The following is a 4,173-nucleotide window of genomic DNA, read 5'->3' on the forward strand; positions in this document are numbered from 1 at the left end:
CAGTTTTGTAAATCTTCTTAAGACCATAAGTAAGACCTCCAAAAAAACTTCCTGCACCGCTATTTTACATGAAGTTTTAGAACAATACAATGTGTATTTTTGTTTTCCCTTTGCACATTTTAGTCATTGCACAGCCATGCGAACAAACGCTTCATCAAAGGATCGATCTTTCCCATCAGTTCCGGATGCCACTGCACCCCAAGAAGATGGTCACCAGAGATGCCCTCGATTATACCGTCGGGTGCCAGTGCTTCCACCTTCAATCCTTTCCCTAAGGTATCGATAGCTTGATGATGCAGGCTGTTGACCAGCAGCGAATCTTGTGCAAACAGTTTTTGAAATTCGCCATTGGTCTCCAGCTGGATCCTGTGAACAATATTTCCATCATAATCAAAAGCATGATTGATGGAAGACTGAGAAGGAATATCCTGGATCAAGGTCCCGCCCAAGGCAATGTTGACCATCTGCATCCCGCGGCAGATTCCCAAGATCGGCTTATGACTTTCCAAAGCCAATTTCACAAACTCCAGCAAGCAGACATCGACCTCGTAGTCAAATGTCCCGCAGTGCTGGGGCATGGCTCCGTATAAAATCGGCGCAATATCCATACCGCCCGTCAACAGAAAGCCGTCGCACATCGCAACATATTGTTCCATTTCCGCTCTGGAACAAATACAGGGAATCAAGATCGGCAAAGCGCCGGTTTCCTGGATCGAGCGCACATAACTGGTGTTGACACTTGTCTTTTTATTCCCACACAGCGAAGGATCCACCATGATCATCTGTGATGTAGTGATTCCGATTTTTATCATTTCCATTCCTCGCTTTAATTTGTTTCTTCAGGAAAAAAATTTACCACAAACAAATGAATAAATCTACATCATTTCAGTTACACTCACGATCCGGCGCGTATGTTTGTAAACCTCTGCCGTAACACTTGCGCCCGGTTTTAGCTGGCTGTACTCTTTAGCAGAGATCTCGAATCGCAGTGTTTCGTTATTGTGAAAACCCGTCAGATAGTAGTGGTGCGAAAAAATTCCCGTAGGACCCTGTGACTCACTGACTTGTATATCCTTCAATTCAATCGTTTGCGGACCCGCCGAAAGATCAAGCACAAGATCTTTAGAAAACCAGAGTGCCAAAGCAAAGCACACAATAACAAGCCCTGCCCCCAGAGCCTTTTTAGAAGCCTTGTTTCGTACAACCTTCACGACCACATAAACACAAACGATCCATAGGACAGAACTGTTACACAGTTCATCCAACAGTGCCAGTTCTCCAGTTTTCGGCAGCAGCAGACCCGCCGCAATCACGATCAATACAAGAATCACGAGCAGGATCTCCACTATATTAATTTTTTTCATCATCTTCTAGAATTCATTCTTTCCTTCCATCAAAGGGATCAAATCCTTTCTCCACGAAAATTCCCGGGCATAATCTAAACACGTTTTCCCAAAGCTGTCTTTTTCATGGATATGGGAACCGTGATCCATCAAAACTTGAACTACCGGCAGGATGGCCGCGGTCGGTTGTTTCACGACAGTGATCGCATATTGCAGCGGTATCGCCCCATATTGATCTTTTTGGTTGATATCCACCCCGGCTTCCATCAGAAGCTGCGTTATCTGTAACATATACTGCGGCTGGGGTCGCATGACCGAAAAATAAAAGATATGCAGCGCATTTCTTTGATCCTTGGGACTGAGAAAGTTGACATCGGCTCCCTCAGAGATCAAAAATTGAATCATTTTGATTTTTTCATCCGGGTAACGGTCATTGACCAATGCCAATTGAAGCAGGCTCATTCCTGCATAGGGATTGAACAAATTCGGATCTTTGGAATAAAACTTTAAAAAATCCGAATACGTTCCTTCTCTTACCGCATCAAAAATGTCTGTGATCCTCATCGTTTTCGCCCCCATCTTGTTCTATAACGTTATCGTCTATTTCCTGCCGAACTCTTTCGGTATCAAAATGTGATTCAATGATATTGTTCAAGAATTCCTGTTCTACCCTTCTGTCATTTTCATACAACATGATTTCTGCTCCTTTTTTTCGCAGTTCTTCAATCAGATCGTTCATCTTCTGCAGTCCGTCTATATTTTCGATGGGGCATGTATCCACATAACCATTGTTGTTTAGGCGCTCTCGGATTTCAGAAAGAGAACCGTTCCGCATTTTTTTGATCACCGGAATATATTTCATTGTATTGCCATCTTTCAAGACCTTAAACTTTATTTCACTCATCATGGATTCTCCCGCTCTGTTTTCCATTGTTCCATTTTCTTTCTTGTCTTTGCGTTCCACCATGCACTTTCATCAACCTTTTTCAAATAAGACGGCATTCTCGTGATACATTTTTCCCGCAGTTCCTGCGCATCTTCTATAAGATCCATAAGAACCTCGCTTTGTCTTTGCGGTTCTTTTTCTTTCAGATATTCTGTATAAACTTCCTTACATATCCCGCAGAGTTCTTCTGTCTTTATTCTGCCGGCCTGCCCCGGAAAAATGCGGTAACAAGACCAGAGATAGGCGTTCAGTTCCCGGATTTTCGGAGCACTGACCTGCACCCCCAGATCAATTTTAACCACATCCCCCGTTACATATAGGAAAATCACCGGGGTCGTATCCCGATTCATGATATTGCCGGTGACTTCAGCCCCTCCCCCAATGACCAGTTCTTTCGGAACATATCTTCCATGGATCCGAAGCCAGTGCGCGCTTTCGGCAAAATCGATCCGCTGCAGCGGCTCTGTGATTGTTTCAAAATTTTCGTGTTCAATCAGCGCCTCTTGTTCCTTTTTCGCAAGGTATTGATTTAAAGCGGGCAGACTATGATATGTGGTTCTATAGTATTTGAACAAGCGCGGCAGTGTGAGGACAGCGCCCGCCAGCGCAAGAACACACGCTGCCATCGATGGAAGATTCTTCGGGTGCGCTACGATTCCGGCAACCCCGGCAAGCCCCATCAAGCCCCACGCACACAGAGCCAGGTTTTTCTTGATCGGGTATCCTCTTTGCCATTCTGTTTTTCTTAATTGTTTCATAACTTCCCTTTAAGTCCGGCCGACAGGTTCCGGATTGTATCGATTTCAAAGAGTGCGGGATTTTGATAATCCGTTGTTTCGTCCACAAAACAGCGCACCATGCTGGTCCAGTCAACATCAGGAAGCTCATCGACCGTATCACAAGATCGGATCTGCTCCATCACATTCATTATTTTTTTCGCACTTTTTGCGGCAGGATCATCCAAGCGAAGAATCTGGTTCACTTTCTCGCAATGTTGTTTTATTTTTTCTAAATCTAGCCACTCCATAAAAATTTCACTGGCATCGATTCCTGTCTTTGCGGAACAGATACTTTCATATCGATATTTTGTGTCGATTTTACCGCTTTTACAGTCGTAGATCATTTTTAATTCGGTAGGAACCGGTTTTCCATAGCGGGTGCATATTTTTATTAACTTCTCCAGATCCGATTGTCCAAGATCTAGAAAATCCCATATCATATCTGTATCCGTTGCGATCTGATTGGTGGTTTTGATTTTGCCGTCAATGTTGAAAAATGCATTAAAAGAAATACTGTTTTCTTCGATAGATCCATAGGCATAGACTTTGTCGGCCTTGTTTTCCGCAAATTCGACACATAAGGAAATGATCTGTGTCTGGACCTCTAGAAATTCGTCTTCAAAACTTTTGTTCATAGTATCTACTCTCCTGACAGAAGCAGATCTCTTACTTTCGCATACTCATCCGGCAGCACCTGTGAAAGCAAACCAGATGCCTTTACACGAAACAGAGTTCCATCATCATATTCTACAACCAGCACCATGGATTGAGGGTCTGCGAGATCCTCTTTTTCCGTTTTGGACTCCCAGTTGAAAACGCCGTACTCATCCAGTGCCTGAACGATCTTCTGTCCGTTTGTGTAATATCCGCCCTGTGTCTGATACAGATTCTCAAAGAGGTCCACATCAGAGGCTTGATATCGTTTTTCGCTTAATAAATCATAATATACACATTCTGTCCTGGTATTCTTATTTTCCATAAAGGCGATGGCGATGACATTCTCAGTAAAGTCCGATAGCCGGTTTTCGATGTCGTCTTCCAGAAGATCGCTCACATCCCGCGATCTGCCTTTGTATTCTGGTTCATATTCTTCCAGAAGCAAAGG

At 43.8% G+C, this 4,173-nt stretch carries 7 protein-coding genes; all 7 read right to left on the minus strand.

Going from position 1 to position 4,173, the window contains the following annotated elements:
* Positions 1-119 precede the first annotated feature (119 nt).
* Positions 120-812, minus strand: coding sequence for a gamma-glutamyl-gamma-aminobutyrate hydrolase family protein (locus tag Q0J48_RS06640; RefSeq protein ID WP_296242708.1), 693 nt, complete (start codon positions 810-812; stop codon positions 120-122).
* A 63-nt stretch (positions 813-875) separates the two neighbouring features.
* On the minus strand, positions 876-1,364 hold the full coding sequence (locus Q0J48_RS06645; protein WP_296242709.1) for a hypothetical protein: 489 nt from the start codon (positions 1,362-1,364) through the stop codon (positions 876-878).
* A gap of 6 nt (positions 1,365-1,370) precedes the next feature.
* On the minus strand, positions 1,371-1,907 hold the full coding sequence (locus tag Q0J48_RS06650) for an ankyrin repeat domain-containing protein (protein WP_296242710.1): 537 nt from the start codon (positions 1,905-1,907) through the stop codon (positions 1,371-1,373).
* A complete protein-coding gene (locus Q0J48_RS06655; RefSeq protein ID WP_296242711.1) occupies positions 1,885-2,247 on the minus strand; it encodes a hypothetical protein in 363 nt (120 codons plus the stop codon). The genes Q0J48_RS06650 and Q0J48_RS06655 overlap by 23 nt, the downstream gene beginning before the upstream one ends.
* A complete protein-coding gene (locus Q0J48_RS06660) occupies positions 2,247-3,047 on the minus strand; it encodes a hypothetical protein (protein ID WP_183374423.1) in 801 nt (266 codons plus the stop codon). Before Q0J48_RS06660 ends, Q0J48_RS06655 begins: the two co-directional genes overlap by 1 nt.
* Positions 3,044-3,703, minus strand: coding sequence for a hypothetical protein (locus Q0J48_RS06665; protein ID WP_296242712.1), 660 nt, complete (start codon positions 3,701-3,703; stop codon positions 3,044-3,046). The genes Q0J48_RS06660 and Q0J48_RS06665 overlap by 4 nt, the downstream gene beginning before the upstream one ends.
* Positions 3,704-3,708: 5 nt before the next feature.
* On the minus strand, positions 3,709-4,173 hold a 465-nt coding region (locus tag Q0J48_RS06670; RefSeq protein ID WP_296242713.1), incomplete at its 5' end, for a hypothetical protein.

Origin of the sequence: uncultured Faecalicoccus sp. (genome assembly GCF_944325745.1) — a bacterium.
Lineage (GTDB): Bacteria > Bacillota_I > Bacilli_A > Erysipelotrichales > Erysipelotrichaceae > Faecalicoccus.